General features: G+C 69.6%; 15 protein-coding genes. 11 read left to right on the top strand and 4 right to left on the bottom strand.

Annotated features, from left to right (window positions below; all coding sequences use genetic code 11):
* Nucleotides 1-3 precede the first annotated feature (3 nt).
* Nucleotides 4-1164: an acyl-CoA dehydrogenase family protein gene (locus AB0M48_RS00480; protein WP_363834746.1), complete on the bottom strand. Its 1161-nt coding sequence runs from the start codon at nucleotides 1162-1164 to the stop codon at nucleotides 4-6.
* 45 nt (nucleotides 1165-1209) lie between these two features.
* On the opposite strand from AB0M48_RS00480, the gene AB0M48_RS00475 reads away from it, so the two are divergent.
* The 9 genes from AB0M48_RS00475 to AB0M48_RS00435 all read left to right on the top strand — a co-directional run bounded on the left by AB0M48_RS00475 (nucleotide 1210) and on the right by AB0M48_RS00435 (nucleotide 10118).
* Nucleotides 1210-1401, top strand: coding sequence for a ferredoxin (locus AB0M48_RS00475; protein ID WP_363834743.1), 192 nt, complete (start codon nucleotides 1210-1212; stop codon nucleotides 1399-1401).
* Between the two features lie 78 nt (nucleotides 1402-1479).
* On the top strand, nucleotides 1480-2565 hold the full coding sequence (locus tag AB0M48_RS00470; protein WP_363834741.1) for a Zn-dependent alcohol dehydrogenase: 1086 nt from the start codon (nucleotides 1480-1482) through the stop codon (nucleotides 2563-2565).
* A gap of 25 nt (nucleotides 2566-2590) precedes the next feature.
* On the top strand, nucleotides 2591-3439 hold the full coding sequence (locus AB0M48_RS00465) for an SDR family NAD(P)-dependent oxidoreductase (RefSeq protein ID WP_363834739.1): 849 nt from the start codon (nucleotides 2591-2593) through the stop codon (nucleotides 3437-3439).
* A gap of 8 nt (nucleotides 3440-3447) precedes the next feature.
* Nucleotides 3448-4953: an aldehyde dehydrogenase family protein gene (locus AB0M48_RS00460; protein WP_363834737.1), complete on the top strand. Its 1506-nt coding sequence runs from the start codon at nucleotides 3448-3450 to the stop codon at nucleotides 4951-4953.
* The gene (locus AB0M48_RS00455) at nucleotides 4954-5703 is read left to right on the top strand and encodes a glucose 1-dehydrogenase (protein WP_363834734.1); all 750 of its coding nucleotides are present in this window, start codon (nucleotides 4954-4956) and stop codon (nucleotides 5701-5703) included. It begins immediately after the preceding gene.
* Nucleotides 5704-5880: 177 nt separating this feature from the next.
* A complete protein-coding gene (locus tag AB0M48_RS00450; protein ID WP_363834731.1) occupies nucleotides 5881-7047 on the top strand; it encodes an RNA-guided endonuclease TnpB family protein in 1167 nt (388 codons plus the stop codon).
* Nucleotides 7048-7218: 171 nt separating this feature from the next.
* A complete protein-coding gene (locus AB0M48_RS00445) occupies nucleotides 7219-8331 on the top strand; it encodes an aminotransferase class I/II-fold pyridoxal phosphate-dependent enzyme (protein WP_363834728.1) in 1113 nt (370 codons plus the stop codon).
* 66 nt (nucleotides 8332-8397) lie between these two features.
* Entirely contained in the window at nucleotides 8398-9348 is a 951-nt protein-coding gene (locus AB0M48_RS00440; protein ID WP_363834726.1) for an ATP-binding cassette domain-containing protein, read from the top strand.
* Nucleotides 9345-10118: an ABC transporter permease gene (locus AB0M48_RS00435; protein ID WP_363834724.1), complete on the top strand. Its 774-nt coding sequence runs from the start codon at nucleotides 9345-9347 to the stop codon at nucleotides 10116-10118. Before AB0M48_RS00440 ends, AB0M48_RS00435 begins: the two co-directional genes overlap by 4 nt.
* A gap of 24 nt (nucleotides 10119-10142) precedes the next feature.
* On the opposite strand, the gene AB0M48_RS00430 is transcribed toward AB0M48_RS00435, so the two are convergent.
* Together AB0M48_RS00430 and AB0M48_RS00425 are read right to left on the bottom strand one after the other, a co-directional pair.
* Complete coding sequence (locus AB0M48_RS00430; RefSeq protein ID WP_363834721.1) at nucleotides 10143-13172, bottom strand: BTAD domain-containing putative transcriptional regulator; 3030 nt, start codon at nucleotides 13170-13172, stop codon at nucleotides 10143-10145.
* Between the two features lie 30 nt (nucleotides 13173-13202).
* A complete protein-coding gene (locus AB0M48_RS00425) occupies nucleotides 13203-14054 on the bottom strand; it encodes an aminoglycoside phosphotransferase family protein (protein ID WP_363834720.1) in 852 nt (283 codons plus the stop codon).
* 78 nt (nucleotides 14055-14132) lie between these two features.
* On the opposite strand from AB0M48_RS00425, the gene AB0M48_RS00420 reads away from it, so the two are divergent.
* Complete coding sequence (locus tag AB0M48_RS00420) at nucleotides 14133-14804, top strand: hypothetical protein (RefSeq protein WP_363834718.1); 672 nt, start codon at nucleotides 14133-14135, stop codon at nucleotides 14802-14804.
* Nucleotides 14687-15370, top strand: a complete 684-nt coding sequence (locus AB0M48_RS00415) for a lanthionine synthetase LanC family protein (RefSeq protein ID WP_363834716.1) — start codon at nucleotides 14687-14689, stop codon at nucleotides 15368-15370. Before AB0M48_RS00420 ends, AB0M48_RS00415 begins: the two co-directional genes overlap by 118 nt.
* Nucleotides 15371-15417: 47 nt before the next feature.
* Here the strand turns inward: AB0M48_RS00415 and AB0M48_RS00410 are convergent, their stop codons facing one another.
* Nucleotides 15418-16422 carry an LLM class flavin-dependent oxidoreductase gene (locus AB0M48_RS00410; RefSeq protein ID WP_363834714.1) on the bottom strand — a complete coding sequence of 335 codons (1005 nt, stop codon included), beginning with the start codon at nucleotides 16420-16422 and terminating at the stop codon, nucleotides 15418-15420.
* Nucleotides 16423-16487 lie beyond the last annotated feature (65 nt).

Here is a 16487-nt window from a genome sequence, read left to right as displayed (position 1 = left end):
TCCTTACCGAGGCACAGCGGGCAACCCGAGGCCCACCCGCGCGATGATGTCCCGCTGGATCTCGTTGGTGCCGCCGCCGAACGTCAGGATCAGCGACGACCGGTGCATGCGTTCCACGCGTCCGTGCAGCAGCGCTCCCGCGGAGCCCGTGCGCACGATCCCGTTGGCGCCCAGCACCTCCATCAGCAAGCGGTAGCCCTCGGTCGCGAACTCGGTGCCGAACACCTTGGTGGCGGAGGCTTCCGCCGGTGACGGGGCCTCGTCGGAACCGGACGCGATCCGCCAGTTGACGAGCTTGAGGAACTCGGCCTTGGCGTGCACGCGGGCGAGGTGCAGGCGCACCCATTCCTGTTTCACGGCACCGGTTTCGTCCGCCCATTGACGAACCTCGCGCAGCGCGGTCTGCAGCGGCGCGGCCGAGCAGAGGGCGACGCGTTCGTGGTTGAGCTGGTTGGTGATGAGCTTCCAGCCCTTGTGCTCCTCGCCGACGAGGTTCGCCGCGGGCACCCGCACGTTGTCGTAGAAGGTGGCGCTGGTCGTGGGCCCGGACATGGTCGGCACGGGCGTCCAGGAGAAGCCGGAAGAGGTGGTCGGCACCATGATGATGCTCAAACCCCTGTGCCGCTGCGATTCCGGGTCGGTGCGGCAGGCCAGCCAGACGTAGTCGGCGTACTGGATGAGGCTGGTCCACATCTTCTGACCGTTGATGACGTACTCGTCACCGTCGCGGACCGCCCGCGTGCGCAGGCCCGCGAGGTCGGTGCCCGCCTCCGGTTCGGAGTAGCCGATGGCGAAGTGCAGCTCGCCGGACGCGATCTTCGGCAGGTAGAACGCCTTCTGCTCGGGCGTTCCCAGGGACATGATCGTCGGGCCGATGGAGTTCAGCGTCAGGAACGGCACCGGCGCACCGGCCGCGGAGGCCTCGTCCAGGAAGATCAGCTGCTCGATCATCGGGCGGGCCCGGCCGCCGTACTCCTCCGGCCACCCGATGGTCAGCCAGCCGTCCAGCCCCATCTGGCGGACGGTGTCCTTGTAGACGGCGGCATCGCCGTAGTCGCCGCCACCGGCCAGCCCGGTCCTGCGTTCGGGCGTCATGAGCGCGGCGAAGTACGCCCGCAACTCCTGGCGCAACTGCTCCTGTTCGGGCGTGAAACCGATGCGCATGACCGCTACTCTAGAACAAGTTCTACTTGATGTCAGGAGGCCGCGATGAAGGTCGGCGTCGACCCTTCGGTGTGCGAGGCGCACGGGGAGTGCATGTCAATCCTGCCCGAGGTGTTTGACCTTGACGATGACGAGGTTCTGCAGATCCGGGACGGTGAGCTGGCTCCGGCCGAAGAGCCTCTGGCGGAACGCGCCGTCGCGTCGTGCCCCATGGGCGCACTGCGCCTCTCACGCTGATGGGCCTTGTCATGAACAAGAACAGATTCTAGTGTGCGACAGGTAGTTCGGCCGTGAGCTCAGCGAGGAGTGATACCGGTGAAGGCTGCCGTGCTCAACCAGGTAGGCGACGACAAGCTCGAGCTCCGCGACGACGTGACCACCGCCCCGGTGGGGCCGCAGGAGATCCGCATCAAGATCAGGGCGTGCGGGGTGTGCCACAGCGATCTGTCCGCAATGGACGGAACACTGCCCGCCCTGACGCCCGGCGTGGTCGGTCACGAGGGCGCCGGTGAGATCGTCGAGATCGGGAGCGCCGTGACGTCGCTCGCGGTCGGCGACCACGTGGCGATCACCTTCGTGCCACCGTGCGGGAAGTGCGCGCAATGCGTGACGGGCCAGTCACATCTGTGCCTCGTGCACACCATCTCGGCGTTCACGTCACCGAGGTTCGTCGTCGGTGGCAACCCCGCCTTCGGGTACGCGGGGCTCGGCGCGTTCGCCGAGGAGATGGTCGTGCCCGCCGATGCCGCGGTGAAGGTCGACGACGACGTGCCGTGGGAGATCGCCGCGCTGCTGTCGTGCGGCATCCTGACCGGTGTCGGTGCGGTGCTCAACACCGCGAAGGTCGAACCGGGCTCCAGCGTCGCCGTGATCGGCTGCGGTGGTGTCGGTGTCGCGGTGATCCAGGGTGCCCGGCTCGCCGCCGCCGCACGGATCGTCGCGGTCGACCCGGTGCTTGAGAAGCACGAGGTGGCGCAGAAGTTCGGCGCGACGCACGCGACGACGCCCGACGGTGTCGCGGACCTGAACAACCAGCTGAACTTCGGCATGGGCTTCGACTACGTGTTCGACGTGGTCGGCCTGCCCGCGACGATCCGCCAGGCGTGGGACCTGACCCGGCGTGGTGGCCACACGGTCGTCGTCGGCGCGGGCCGGGCGGACGCGATGGTGTCGTTCAGCGCCCAGGAACTGTTCCTGCACGACAAGACGCTGCACGGCTCGTTCTACGGGACCGCGAACTTCCGCCGGGACATCCCTCGGATGATCGCGCTGTGGAGGCAGGGCCGGCTGGACCTCGAAAGCATGATCAGCAAGAGGATTCGGCTCGAAGACGTCAACGAGGGGCTGCAAGCCCTGCGCGGCGGAGGATCGTTGATCCGCCAGGTCATCCTCTTCGACTGACACACATCTCTTCTGGGAGTCTCTTGTGGACCTTGCGGGGAAGGTCGCCGTGGTCACCGGCGCGGGTGCCGGGCTCGGCCGCGCGGAGGCGCTGGAACTTGCCAGGGCCGGTGCGTCGATCGTGCTCAACGACCTGCCGGGCTCGGCCGAGGCCGCTGCGGCCGAGATCGAGGAACTGGGCGCGAAGTGCGTCGTGGTCGAGGGTGACGTGGGCGAGCGGAGCACCGCCGATGCCCTCGTCACCGCCGCGATGGAGCAGTTCGGCGGGCTGCACGTCGTCGTGAACAACGCGGGCGTGCTGCGCGACCGGATGTTGTTCAACATGACCGACGAGGAGTGGGACCTGGTCGTGCGGGTGCACCTGCGCGGCCACTTCCTGTTGTCGCGCAACGCCGTCGCGCTGTGGAAGCAGCAGTCGAAGACCGCGGGAGAACCGGTCTACGCGCGGATCGTGAACACCTCGTCGGAGGCGTTCCTGCTCGGCTCGGAGGGGCAGGCCAACTACGCGGCGGCCAAGGCGGGGATCGCGGCGCTGACCGTGGCGACGGCCCGGGGCACGAGCCGCTACGGCGTGCGCGCCAACGCGATCTGCCCGCGCGCCCGCACCCAGATGACCGCGCACGTGTTCGGTGACGCGCCAGAAGGCGACGACTCGCTGGCGCCCGAGCACGTCGCGAAGTTCGTGGCGCACCTGGCCGGACCGTCCGGCGAGAAGATCAACGGACAGGTCTTCGTCGTGCACGGCGGCATGGTCGCGCTGATGGCACCGCCAACCGTCGAGCAGAAGTTCGGCGCGTTCACCGATCTCGACGGCTATTTCGCCGATCGCGATCCACAGAGGACTTTCGCCTGCACGGACACGATGTCGCTCTAGGAGGAGCTGTGACGCTCACCGTCCAACCGCACCGCGAGACGCTGGGCCTCAAGGACGGCCGGCTCCTCATCGGAGGCGAGTTCCGCGAGGCGGACGAGACCTGGACCCACCACCACCCCGCGACCGGCGAGGAGATCGGCAGTTTCGCCGTCGCCTCCGTGCAGGACGTGGACGCGGCGGTGCGCGCGGCCCGCAAGGCGTTCGACGAGGGCACCTGGCCGCGCAGCCGCGCGGGCGAGCGCATCAAGGTCCTGCGCAGGTACAGCGACCTGCTGCGGGAGCACTCGGACGAGCTGCGCGGACTGCAGGCACTCGACAACGGCGTGCCGCTGTCGTTCGGCCAGATCTACGCCACCTCGGTCGGCATCGCGGCGGACATCTTCGACCACCACGCGGGCTGGATCGACAAGGTCGGCGGTCAGACCCTGCCGCCGTACCAGGGCGGCGACCACCTCGCGATGACGTTCCGCGAACCGGTCGGCGTCGTCGCGGCGATCCTGCCGTGGAACGCACCGTTCGTGCTGTTCGCCCAAAAGCTTGCGCCCGCACTGGCCGCGGGCTGCACGGTCGTGGTGAAGCCGTCGGAGTACGCGTCGTTCTGCGTGATCCGCATGGTCGAGCTGCTGATCGAGGCCGGACTCCCGGAAGGCGTCGTCAACCTCGTCACCGGCCCCGGCAACCCGACCGGTGAAGCGCTGATCACCCACCCCGGCGTCGACAAGATCAGCTTCACCGGCAGCCGCACCGTCGGCCGCCGGATCGTCGAAGCGTCCGCAGGGACGATGAAGCGCGTGTCCCTGGAACTGGGCGGGAAGTCGCCGGCGATCGTGTTCGCGGACGCTCCGAACGTCGGCCTCGCCGCGATGACCTGCATGGGCATGGTCACGATGGGCCTGTCCGGCCAGGCGTGCGTGGCGCACACGCGGGCCTTGGTGCAGCGGGACGCCCAGGACGAGTTCATCGCGATGGCGCAGATGCTCGCGGGCGCGGTGACGTTCGGCGACCCGTTCGACCCCGCCGTGCTGGCCAGCCCGCTGATCAACGGCAAACAGCTCGAACGCGTGCTCGGCTACATCGAGCGCGGCCAGGAGGAGGGCGCCCGCCTGGTCACCGGCGGCACCCGGCTCGACGGCGACTACGCGTCCGGCAACTTCGTCGCGCCCACGATCTTCGCCGACGCCAACAACGACATGGCCATCGCCCGTGACGAGATCTTCGGCCCGGTGCTGACCGTCGTGCCGTTCGACGACGAGGAAGAAGCCGTCCGCATCGCGAACGACACCGAGTACGGCCTGGGCGCCGGCGTCTACACCAACGACGTCCGCCGCGCGTTCCGCGTCTCGAAGGCCCTGCGGGTCGGCATGGTCGGCATCAACGGCTTCCAGCTCGAACCGCACCTCCCGTTCGGCGGCTACAAGCAGTCGGGCCTCGGCCGCGAGGGCGGGCAGAGCGCCTACGAGGCCTACACGGAGCTCAAGACCGTGATGATGCCGCTGACCGACGAGATGATGTAGATGCGGCTCGACGGGAAGATCGCCCTGATCACCGGCGCCGCCCGGGGTCAGGGCGCGGCCGCGGCACGCCGGTTCGCCGCCGAGGGCGGGCGGGTGATGATCACCGACGTCCTCGACGACCAGGGCAAGGAACTCGCGGCCGAACTCGGCGCAGAGTACTGCCACTTGGACGTGTCCTCCGAGGAGGAGTGGGCGGAGGCCGTGGCTTTCACCGTCTCGACATTCGGTGACATCACGGTTCTCGTGAACAACGCCGGCGTCCTGCACTTCTCCGCCCTGGCCGACACGACACTCGCCGACTACCAGCGGGTGATCGGCATCAACCAGGTCGGCACGTTCCTCGGCATGCGCTCGGTCGTGGCGTCGATGAAGCAGGCCGGCGGCGGGTCGATCGTGAACGTGTCGTCGGTCGAGGGCCTGGGCGGCATGCCGTACCTGGTGGCGTACACGGCGTCGAAGTTCGCGATCCGCGGCATGACCAAGGTCGCCGCGATGGAACTGGGGCAGCACGGGATCCGCGTGAACTCCGTGCATCCCGGCGCCATCGACACCCCGATGGTCAGCGAGGCCCTGGGCCGGCCGATCGACGTCTCGCCGATGGGCAAGAAGCTGGCGCTGCGCCGGATCGGGCAGCCGGAGGACGTCGCGAACGTCGTGCTGTTCCTCGCCAGCGACGACAGCGCCTACTGCACGGGCGGGGAGTTCGTGGTCGACGGAGGGGCGACGGCGACGCACGCGCTGAACGGGTGACGATCACCGGCATGCAACCTGGTTGACCTCCACGGCGTATTCGTGGTCGAGAGGTCAACCTGGGGAGTTTCATCTGATTTCCAAACCGGCGGATACCCCGGCGTTCACGCCGGGGAGGAGCCGCCCTGTGCGTAGGGGTAAACGGGACGTCACACGGCGGGCCGCTAACATGTGAGCGTGGCGGAGCGGGTGGTGAAGCGGGCGTTCAAATACCGCTTCTACCCGTCCGACCAGCAGGTATACGAGCTGTCCCGGACGTTCGGGTGCGTGCGACTGGTCTACAACCGGGCGCTGGAAGCCCGTACGGCCGCCTGGTACGGCGAGCAACGCCGGGTGTCCTACGTGCAGTCGTCGGCGATGTTGACCGAGTGGAAGCAAGATCCCGAGTCGGCGTTCCTGACCGAGGTGTCCTCGGTTCCGCTGCAACAGAGCCTTCGGCACCTGCAGGGCGCGTTCGTCGCGTTCTGGGACAAGCGGGCGAGGTACCCGAGGTTCAAGTCCAAGCGCAAGTCCCGTGCGTCCGCCGAGTACACCCGATCGGCGTTCCGGTGGCGTGACGGGACGCTCATCTTGGCGAAGATGGCCGAACCTCTCGATATCCGTTGGTCTCGGCCGCTGCCCGAAGGCGCTGAGCCGAGCATGGTCACGGTGTCCCGGGATGCGGCGAACCGCTGGCACGTCAGTGTCCTCGTCGACACCACTGTGCACGACGGGCCCACGTCCGATCAGGTGGTCGGGCTCGACGCCGGCATCGCCAGCCTCGTCACCCTCTGCACCGGGGAGAAGGTGACAAACCCTCGCCACGAGCGTCGGGACCGGGAGCGGCTCGCCGTGGCCCAGCGGCGACTGGCCCGGAAGATGAAGGGTTCCAACAACAGGGCGAAGGCGCGCGTCAAGGTGGCGCGGGTGCACGCCCGAATCGCAGACCGTCGCAGCGATGGTCTGCACAAGCTGAGTACGCGTCTCGTCCGTGAGAACCAAACGGTCGTGATCGAGGACCTCGGCGTGCGCAACATGGTTCGCAACCACAGCCTTGCCCGTGCGATCAGCGACGCCGCCTGGTCGGAACTGCGGACCATGCTGACCTACAAATGCCAGTGGTACGGCCGCGAATTGGTCGTGATCGACCGCTGGTACCCGAGTTCGAAGGTGTGCTCCGCGTGCGGAGCGCTCCAGCGCACAATGCCGCTCGGCATCCGGGAGTGGACGTGCCGTTGCGGAACAGTCCACGACCGGGATGTCAACGCGGCGATCAACATACGAGCGGCCGGGCTGGCCGTGCTCGCCTGTGGAGATGGTGTCAGACCAGCTCGTGCGCAAGCACGAGAAGGCGACTGTCGCTGAAGCAGGAACCCTTCCGGGCGACCGGGAGAATCACCGTCCTCCAGGGCGGGGAGTAGTCAACAACAGCAGGTTCGACCCGTGCTTTCATCAACCTCAGGGTCCCGGTGCTGCGGCGAGGAGATCACCGCGCACGACGTGACGGCTCATCCCGGGTGACCTACGTTGGGGTTCATGCTGAACCCGCTGGCCCAGGTGTCGTTGGAACGGTTGCGGCGGCGCACGAGTGTGAAGTGGCGGCAGTTCCCGGACGACGTGCTGCCGTTGTGGGTGGCCGAGATGGACGTCGACCTGGCCGAGCCCGTCAAACAGGCGATCGTCGACGCACTGGACCTCGGCGACACCGGCTACCCGGCCGGCACCGCCTACCAGGAGGCACTCGCCGCGTTCGCGGAACAGCGCTGGGGCTGGAAACTCCCGCTGGAACGCACGGCGCTCGTGTCCGACGTGATGCTCGGCATCGTCGAGTTGATCAAGCTGGTGTCCGGGCCAGGCGCCCCCGTGATCGTCAGCCCGCCGGTGTACCCGCCGTTCTACCTGTTCGTCCAGAGCATGGGCCGTGCGGTCGTCGAGGCACCGCTGCGGCTCGGCCGCCTCGACCTGAACGTGCTGGAGTGGACGTTCCAGCACGTCAAGGCCGACCGTCCGGTGTACCTGCTGTGCAACCCGCAGAACCCGACGGGCACCGTCCACACCGCCGAGGAGCTGACGGCCCTCGCCCGGCTGGCCGAGACGTACGGCGTCCGCGTGATCGCCGACGAGATCCACGCGCCGCTCGTCTCCAGGAGCACCGGGTTCGTGCCGTACCTGAGCGTCGACGAGAACGGGATGTCGCTCATGTCCGCGTCGAAGGGCTGGAACCTGGCGGCCATGCGGGCGGCGGTCGCGATCTCCAACACCGACGACCTCGCGCGGTTGCCCGAGGAGGTCAGCCACGGGCCGAGCCACTTCGGCACGATCGCGCACGCGGCCGCGCTGCGCGAGGGCGGCGAGTGGCTCGACGCCCTGCTGGCCGGTCTCGACGACAACCGCAAACTGCTCAAGAACCTGCTCACCGAGCACCTGCCCGGGATCGGCTACGAACCGTCCGAGGCGACGTTCCTGGCCTGGCTCGACTGCCGGGCCATCAGCGACGACCCGGCCGCGTTCTTCGTCGAGCGGGGCAGGGTCGCCCTGATGTCGGGCGCCGAGTTCGGCAGCGGGGGAGCGGGCCACGTCAGGTTCAACATCGGCACCTCTCCCGAGATCATCACCGAGGCCGTGCACAGGATGGCTGCCAGCCGCTGACAGCGCGCTGTGCGTGGTCTGCCAGCGGGGCGGCGCACAGTTCCTCCTGAACACGAGGGAGGAACGATGGCACTCGCGATCAGGGCTGAAGGCCTGGTCAAGCACTACGGGGAGACCAAGGCGCTGGACGGCGTCGACCTCGAGGTGCCGGAGGGGAAGGTCGTGGGGGTGCTCGGGCCGAACGGCGCGGGCAAGACCACGGCGGTGCGGGTGCTGGCCACGTTGCTGCGCCCGGACGCGGGACACGCCACGGTCCACGGCCACGACGTGCTGAAGGACCCGAGGGCGGTCCGGTCGCTGATCGGGCTGACCGGCCAGTACGCGTCGGTGGACGAGGACCTCTCCGGTACGGAGAACCTCGTCCTGCTGGCCCGCCTGCTGGACTTCTCCCGTGCGGGGGCGCGGGCGAGGGCGGGCGAGCTGCTGGAGCAGTTCGAGCTCACCGACGCGGCGGGGCGGGCCGCCAAGACGTACTCGGGAGGTATGCGCCGGCGGCTCGACCTCGCGGCCAGCCTGGTCGGCAACCCGTCCGTGCTGTACCTGGACGAGCCGACCACCGGGCTGGACCCGCACGCCCGCAACGAGGTGTGGGCGGTGGTGCGCAAGCTCGTCGCGAACGGCGTGACGGTCCTGCTCACCACGCAGTACCTGGAGGAGGCCGACCAGCTCGCCGACTCGATCACGGTGTTCGACCACGGTCGCGTCGTGGCCGAGGGCAGGCCGGACGAGCTGAAGCGGCGCGTGGGCGGGCAGACGCTGCAGGTGCGGCCGACGTCGTTGCGCGATCTCGACGTGGTCCACCGGATTCTCGGTGACCTGACCGGGGTCAGGCCGACCCGCGACGACGACACGGGACTGCTGACGGCGCCGGTGAACGACCCGGTGCTGCTGTCCACCCTGGTCCGCAAGCTCGACGAGGCCGGCATCACCGCGGACGAACTGGCGCTGCGGCTGCCCTCGCTCGACGAGGTCTTCCTCTCGCTCACCGGCAAGCGGAACGAGGGGAGCCTGGTATGAGCACCATCGCGTTGGACAGGGGAGTGCGCCACGGCTTCGCGCTGGCCTGGCGGGGAATCCTCAAGATCCGCAAGAACCCCGAGCAGCTGGCGGACGTGACGATCGCGCCCATCATCCTGCTGGTGATGTTCACCTACCTCTTCGGTGGCGCTCTCGCCGGGAACACCGACGCCTACCTGCAGATGCTCGTGCCGGGCATCCTGGTGATGAACATCCTGCAGGCGAGCATGACCGCCGGTGTCCAGCTGAACACCGACGTCTCCAAGGGCGTCTTCGACAGGTTCCGCGCGATGCCGATCGCGCGGTCGGCGCCGCTGGTGGGCGCGGTGCTGGCGGACGTCGTGCGGTACGTGGTGTGCGTCGTGGTGCTGATGATCGTCGCCACGGTCATGGGTTACCGGGTGCAGACGGGTCCGGCGGAGCTGCTGATCGCGGCGGGGCTCGCGATCGCGTTCGGGCTGTGCTTCTGCTGGGCGTCGGTGTTCGTGGGCATGCTGCTCAAGACCCCGCAGGCCGTGCAGGGCATCATGATCGTGCTGATCATGCCGTTGACGTTCGGCAGCAACGTGTTCGTCGGCACCTCGACGATGCCGGGCTGGCTCAAGGCGTGGGCGGACATCAGCCCCGTGAGCCTGTTGTCGGACGCGCTGCGCGGGCTGCTCAACGGCGGCGCGATCGCCGGGCCGCTCACCGGATCGCTGATCTGGATGGCGGGCGCGGTCGCGGTGTTCTTCCCGCTGGCGATGTGGGCCTACCGCAAGCGCGTGTGATCTCACCGGAACCAGAGGCGGGTCTCAGCCGGTGCTGAGGCCCGCCTCTTCGCGCACCCGTTGCAGCGCCTCGGTTTTGGTGATCGTCAGCGGTGCGGGCTCACCCAGTTCGGCGACGAGGTGCCGCACGTCCGGATCACCCATGTCGAGCCGCCCGCGGATGAGCTGGGCGAGCTCCATCAACCGCCGGGCGGCGTCGTCGCGGCCCTGCAGGTGCCGCACCTGGGCCAGGAGTTCCGCCACCGTCGAGAGATCCGGCATGTCGGCGCGATCGGACGTCGTCTGGACGGCCACCGCGGCGGACGCCTCGGCGTCGTCGAACCTGCCGTCGGCGATCGCGATGCGCGCGTCGAGCATCGCCACCCACTCCGTGACGAACGTGCCGAGCAGGGACGACGAGAGGTCGCGCTGCTTGAACTCGACGCTCAGCGCGCGTGCCTCTTCGATCCTGCCCGCACGCAGCGCGACCTCGGCCTTCGCATAATTGAGCATCGTGGACAGCTGGTCGTTGCCGACGTCCCTGACGAACTGCTCGGCTGCGACCACCTCGCGCGCGGCCGCGCCGTGATCACCCATGCGCGCGTACTCCACCGCGAGCCGCCACCGCTGCTGCACGGCGTCGTCCTGCGACCGCAGCTCCGTCGCCACGTCCAGGCCGCGCTGGTACAGGTCGATCGCCGCCTGGTTGTCCCCGGTGTGCGAGACGAACGCGGCTTTCATGCCGAGCGTCATCGCCGAACCCCACCGATCGCCGATGGCCGTGAACTGGTCGTACGCGCGGTCGCGGGCCTGTTCCGCGCCTTCCAGGTCACCGTCGTCGACCAGCATGAAGCTGTGCGCCCACTCCGCGCCCGCCCTGGCCCACGGGTCCTCGCTCGCCGCCGCCCGCTTCACCTCGCGCCGCGCCAGTTCGGTGTTCTGGCTGAGGAACGCGAGCATGGGCAGCGCGATCGCGAGTGACGGGTACTTCTGGACGGCGCCGGAGTTCACGCAGCTCTCGATGACGGCCGCGGCCTCTTCCGAGTCCGTCACCCCGGGCACGGCGGCCATGATGAGCTGCATGGCCCGGAACGTCGCGAAGCGGTCGGCGGGCAGCAGGTCGCCGAGCGCGAGCACGTCGCGCACCGACATCTCCGCGCGCTCGTTGTCGCCCTTGACGAGCCAGTACCAGAACGTGCCGCCGAGCAGGTCCGCCGCCAGCTCGACCTCGCGGTCGTCGATCGCCCCGCGCAACGCCGCCACGACGTTGTCCTGCTCCGCCTCGTAGACGTCGATCGCCTCGAGCTGCCGCGCGGTGCGGGTGAGCGGCTCCCAGCGCGCGGTCAGTTCGCGGTAGTAGTGCCGGAACCGCCCGACGACCTCCCGCTTCTCGCCGGACGCCTCGAGCTGTTCGTCCGCGTAGACCCGGATCGTCTCCAGCATCCGGTACCGCGGCTCGCCCTCGATCTCGATGACGTCCACGATGGACTTCTCGACCAGTGACGTGAGCACGTAGAACGGGTCCGGCAAGCAGACGGCCTCGATGGCGGCGAGGTCGGCACCGGCGGGGAACACCGCGAACCGCCGGGCCAGCAGCAGCTCCTCCTCGGTCAGCAGGTCCCAGCTCCACTCGACGACCGCGCGCAACGTGCGCTGGCGCGGCAGCGCGGTGCGGCTGCCCGAGGTGAGCAGCCGGAACCGGTCGTCCAGGCGCTGGGTGATCTGCCGGACCGTCATCGACCGCAGCCGCGCCGCCGCCAGCTCCAGCGCGAGCGGCATGCCGTCGAGCCTGCGGCAGATGAGCTTCACGTCGTCCACAGTGGACCCGTCGAGCCGGAACGCCGGCTTCACCGCGCTCGCCCGGTCGAGGAACAGCCGCACCGCGCCGAACGCGGACACGTCCGCCTGACCGTTGGGCACCGCGAGCGGGCCGATCGGGCACAGCGACTCGCCGTCGATCGCGAGCGGTTCCCTGCTGGTCGCGAGCACGCGGAGGTTCGGCACCCGGCGCAGCAGCTCGGTGGTGAACTCGGCCGCCGCCCCGATCAGGTGCTCGCAGTTGTCCAGCACCAGCAACGACTCCCCGGCACCGAGCACCTCGGCGATCCGGTTCATGCCCTCGCTGGCCCGCCGCCGCGGATCCCCGGCGAACGTCACCTCGAACGCGCTGAGCACCGCACCGGCGAGGTCCTCCGCCGCCCGGACGCCGGCCAGCGCCGCGAACCACACACGGCCCTTGCCGTGCAACGGATGCCGCGCCGCCACCTCGGTGGCGAGCCGCGTCTTGCCCGCGCCGCCCGGTCCGACCAGCGTCACCAGCCGGGCCCCGCCGAGCAGTCCGGCGATCTCCGCGAGTTCGTCGTCGCGCCCGACGAAGCTGGTCAGCCGCACCGGCAACCGGTCGACCACGGCCCGCGGCCCGAGCTCACCGCGCAGTGCCGCGAGGTGGACGTCCTGCAGCTCCTGCGAGGGATCGACCCCCAGTTCGTCGGCAAGCCTGCCGCGGACCTCGGCGTAGACGTGCAGGGCATCGGACTGCCTGCCCTGTGCGCACAACGCCCGCATCAGCAGCCCGGCCAGGCGTTCCCGCAACGGGTTCTTCTCATACATCGCGGTCAGCGCGGCGACGTCGAGCTCGCCTCGGTCCTCCTGCGCGGACAGGCGTGCCTCTTCCAGCCGGGCGGCCGTCGGCGCGGCGAACGGCGCCTCCCGCACGTCGGCCAGCGCGTCACCACGCCACAGCGCGAGCGCCTCGTCCAGCCGGCCGTCGGCACGCAGCCGTTCGAACCGGAAGACGTCGACGTCCTCGGTCGCCACACCGAGCCGGTACCCGCCGGGCTCCAGCGCGACCGGGCAGACCTTGCGCAGCCTCGACACGAGCGACTGCAGCGCGTTGACGGCGTCGGCCGGCGGCTGCTCGCCCCACAGGTCGTCGATCAGCGTCGTCGTCGGCACCGGACGGCCGGGGTCGAGCGCAAGGCGTGCGACGAGCATGCGGACGCGGGCACCACCGATGTCGACCGGTGTGCCGTCCTCGGTCTCGACGGTCGTCGGGCCCAGCAATGCCACGCGCACGGTTCCAGCCTCCCAGATCACCCGCCGCGATCAGGCGAGAACGCCCAGTGCGCGCGTCAGCGCGTCCATGATCACGCGCTCCATCTCCTGGTCGGTGCTGCCGCGCGGGACGCGTTCGGTGAGCATGATCGAGTAGAGATACGCCTGGTAGGCGGCCAGCCGGACGCGTGCCGAGTCGGTGAACTCGAAGCCGTGGCCCGCGAGGAGGTCCGCGTCGTCCTCGATCGACCCGAACAGCGCGAGCGACACGAACTCCGCGACCGGGTCGCCCCAGAACGCCCGCTCGCCGTCGACCACTCCGGTGAGCCCGGTGTCGGCGAGGACGTTGCCGTCCCACAGGTCGAAGTGGACCAGCGCCGGGCGCCTCACCTCGTCGAACGCCTTGGCGTGACGGCGCAGGTCGGCCGTCGGGAGTCGCACGCGGTAGCGTTCGGCGTCGGCCCGCACCGCGTCGAACATCCCGAAGAACGCCTCGGTCCACGTGTCGTGCAGGCCGAGCTGGGGATAGCCGAAACCGGGCCCGGTCACCTCGTGCAGCGCCCTCACCGCCTGCCCCAGCTCGCGGCGCAGTTTCGGACGGTCGACATCGGACCGCCCGAAGACGGGACGGCCCGGCAGGCAGGTGGCCAGGAGCGCGGTGTCGTCCGCGTACACGACCTCCGGCACCGGCGCGACCGCGGAGCCCAGCGTGCAGAACATCGCCTCGGTGCGCACGAGGTGCCGCTCGTAGGTCAGGCCGGGCTGGTCGCCGGGCGCCACCTTCAGCACGAACTCGCCCTCGCGGGCGGACACGCGGAACACCGAGTTGTAGGTGCCGCCGCCCAGCGGTGTCGTCTTCGCGTCCGTGAGCCCGGCGGCCGCGAGCGTTCGCTGCACAGTCACCTCCGCCAATGTAATGATCGACGGGTGGGGACGTACCGGGGGACCGCCGAGGACGCTTGGCGATGGGTGCTGGACCAGGTGCGCTACGACGACTTCGCGTCGATTCCGGCAGCCGTGGGCGAGGAACTGGCTCCGGAAGAGCGCGACGGCATGTACGCGGGTGTCGGCGGGCTGGCGCACGCGCTGGCGGAGATCCGTCAGGTCCGCGAGTGGACCGCCGAGGAACGACGGCTGGCCGACACCATCGCGGAGCAGGTGCGTGCGGGCGTCGGCACCGTGACCGACTGCTCGTTCTTCGACGGACTGGTCAGTGCGATCGGGGTCCTGACCGCGCTCGACGCTCCCGGATCCGGCGCGGCCGTCGCCAGGCTGCTCGAACTGTCCACACCGGACGGCTGGGCGCACGAGCACTACAGCCCGCCGCGCTATCAGGACGGTGCACGCCCTCACGACCTGACGCTGGGCACGGCCGGGGTGCTGCTCGGTGCCGTGTGGGCACGTCGTCACGGGGTGGAGGGCGCGGAGGAACTCGCCGGCGTCGCTGCCGCGATCCTGCCGGCGGAACGAGAGGAGGCGCCCGGCGGGTCGAACTGGCGTGCGGTACCGGTGCGGTCTTGTGTCGTCCAACGGAGATGCCGAACTTCTCGCACGGCCTGTCGGGTATCGCGACGGCGCTCGCCCTGGCCGGTGCGGAGTTCGAGCTTCCGGACCTCGTCGAGGCCGCCACCGCCGGCGCCGCGCACCTGGTGACGCTGGCGGACACCTCCGACAAGGGCTTCCGCGTCCCGCTACGCCTTCCGCAGCTGGAGGAGCTGGAACGGTTCTCCTACGGTTGGTGTCACGGTCCGACCGGAACCTCCTTGCTCTGGCAGGCGTTGCGTCACGCGGGCGTGACCGAGGTGGCCGGTGTGGACGTGACGGAGTGGCATCGCCGTTGCCTGCACAGCATTCGCGTCTCCGGCCTGCCGGAACGGAAGTACCCGGGCTTCTGGGACAACGACGGCCGTTGCTGCGGCACGGCCGGGGTCGGCGACATGCTGCTCGACTCCGGGCAGCACACGGACTTCGCGCTCCACCTCGCCGACGTCGTGGTGGAGCGCGCCGTCCCGGACGGGGCCGGTGTGTGCCGGCGGTTCACCGAGCACCGCAACGACGACCCGCTGCTGCCGCCCGGGATCGGCTGGATGCAGGGGACGGCGGGCATCGCCGGGTTCCTGTTCCACGCCGATCGCGTGGAACAGGGTGACAAGAGGTCGGTGCCGCGCATGGACACCTGGTGGGCGCTAGGGCCTGTATCGAAGTCTGATCCGCGATAGCCGGGCCTCAAGCGCGACTCTCATCGAACCAGACTTCGATACAGGCCCTAAGCGGGTGACCAGCCCAGTTCCGGGCCGAGCTTCGTGGCGATGTCGGTGAGGATCTGCACGTAGTCCTCGTGGGCGAAGCTGAACGGCAGCGCGAACGCCACCTCGTCGACCTCCTGGAAGGCGAGGTGCGCGTACAGCTGCTCGGCGATCTCCGCGGACGTGCCGATCAGGTCGCGCTCGAACATGAACTTGCGCGGGCCGAACGGCTTGCCGATCCGCCCGGCGCGTCCCTCGACGTAGGCCTCGTACTTGGCGCGCTGCTCGGGTGTGGCCGAGTCGGTCGGGATCACGACGAGGCCCTGGGAGACGCGGCGGCCACCGTGCTCGCGGAACGTCCGGATGTGCGAGCGCTGGATCTCGGCGAAGTCCTCGGACTCCTCGGACTGCACGACGTTGCTGGCCAGCAGGTTCAGGCCGTGTTCGCCGGCCCACCTCGCCGACCGCAGACTGCCGCCGCCGTACCAGATCCGGTCGCGCAGCCCGGCCGAGTGCGGCTGGACGCGGTCCGACCAGACCTCGATGCCCTCGACGCCGCTGAACGAAGCGACCTTCTCGCCGCCCACGAAGTCCAGCAGCCGCTGCACGCGGTCGTAGCTGAAGTTCTCGACGTCCGCGGTCTCCGGGTAGAGCACGTGCTTGACGTCGTCCCAGTGCATCGGAGGCCCGACGCTGATGCCGGGGTTGAGCCGACCGCCGGACAGCACGTCGACCGTGGCCAGGTCCTCGGCGAGCCGCAGCGGGTTTTCCCAGCCCAGCGGGATGACGGCGGTGCCGAGCTGGATCCGGCTGGTCCGCTGGGTCGCGGCGGCCAGGACCGCGACGGGCGACGAGATGCCGAACTGCAGGTGCCGGTGCCGCACCCACGCGCTGTCGAACCCGAGTTCCTCGCCCAGCACGATCACGTCCAGCGTGGACCGGTGACCCGCGCCGGGATCGTGCTCGTCGAACAGTCCGATGGTGAGAAAACCCAGCTTTCGCAACGGCTCTGACTTCCGCGGCACCGTTTCCTCCTCGATCGGGTCTCCTCCCGAGTTTAGGTGACGTCTCAACTACGTCCAGATGCTGG

The sequence above is a fragment of the Lentzea sp. NPDC051208 genome, assembly GCF_040682435.1.
GTDB classification, from domain to species: domain Bacteria; phylum Actinomycetota; class Actinomycetes; order Mycobacteriales; family Pseudonocardiaceae; genus Lentzea; species Lentzea kristufekii.
Note: the sequence above shows the minus strand (reverse complement) of the source record. Positions and strands in the feature narration are given on the sequence as shown.

Coding starts and splice junctions, on each gene's coding strand:
- AB0M48_RS00480 (WP_363834746.1), bottom strand. CDS start 1,164: ATGCGCATCGGTTTCACGCCCGAACAGGAGCAGTTGCGCCAGGAGTTG.
- AB0M48_RS00475 (WP_363834743.1), top strand. CDS start 1,210: ATGAAGGTCGGCGTCGACCCTTCGGTGTGCGAGGCGCACGGGGAGTGC.
- AB0M48_RS00455 (WP_363834734.1), top strand. CDS start 4,954: ATGCGGCTCGACGGGAAGATCGCCCTGATCACCGGCGCCGCCCGGGGT.
- AB0M48_RS00445 (WP_363834728.1), top strand. CDS start 7,219: ATGCTGAACCCGCTGGCCCAGGTGTCGTTGGAACGGTTGCGGCGGCGC.
- AB0M48_RS00440 (WP_363834726.1), top strand. CDS start 8,398: ATGGCACTCGCGATCAGGGCTGAAGGCCTGGTCAAGCACTACGGGGAG.
- AB0M48_RS00435 (WP_363834724.1), top strand. CDS start 9,345: ATGAGCACCATCGCGTTGGACAGGGGAGTGCGCCACGGCTTCGCGCTG.
- AB0M48_RS00415 (WP_363834716.1), top strand. CDS start 14,687: ATGCCGAACTTCTCGCACGGCCTGTCGGGTATCGCGACGGCGCTCGCC.